Annotated in this window: 1 protein-coding gene; it reads right to left on the reverse strand. The window is 66.8% G+C overall.

The window, feature by feature from the left end; translation table 11 throughout:
• Nucleotides 1-621 (reverse strand): DUF4032 domain-containing protein (locus FK530_RS24790; protein WP_146489462.1); only part of this gene is annotated, 621 nt, incomplete at both ends.

A 621-nucleotide genomic window follows, 5' to 3' on the forward strand; every position in this document is an offset into this window, starting at 1 on the left:
GCCGGAGTCCACGACCTTGGGGCGGATGGTCAGGTGCGTGCCGTCCAGGTCGGAGACCATCTGGAGCTCCCCGACGCTGAAGCCGAGTTCATTGAGTCTCTCGATGCGTTCGGCCACCCGCCAGCGCTGTCCGGTCTCGATGGACTCCGGGGCGGTGAGTTCGCGCCACAGGTCCACATACCTGGACCGGATCCTGTCCCCGACCTCGATGGGGTCCTCGTCCTCGGGGAAGTAGGCCCCCGCCTGGAGGTCCATGAGCTCCCCGATGATGTTGGTGCGTGCCAGGTCGACGTCGTACTCGCGCTGTCCGGTTGTCAGGGAGGGGTGGAGTTCGCCGGTCTCGGCGTCCACGAGATACGCGGAGAAGGCTCCGGCGTCGCGTCGGAAGAGGGTGTTGGACAGGGAGACGTCTCCCCAGTAGAAGCCCAGGAGGTGCAGGCGCACCAGCAGGACGGCCAGGGCGTCAATCAGGCGGGTGGCGGTCTCCGGCGTCATGTACTGGCTGAAGAGCGCCCGGTAGGGCAGTGAGAACTGGAGGTGCTCGGTGACCAGTACGGCGTTGAGTTCGTCACCGGCGGTGTCACGGCGACCCGTGACCACCGCGGTGGGCAGTACGGAAGG

Origin of the sequence: Tsukamurella conjunctivitidis (assembly GCF_007858475.1) — a bacterium.
Classification (GTDB): domain Bacteria; phylum Actinomycetota; class Actinomycetes; order Mycobacteriales; family Mycobacteriaceae; genus Tsukamurella; species Tsukamurella conjunctivitidis.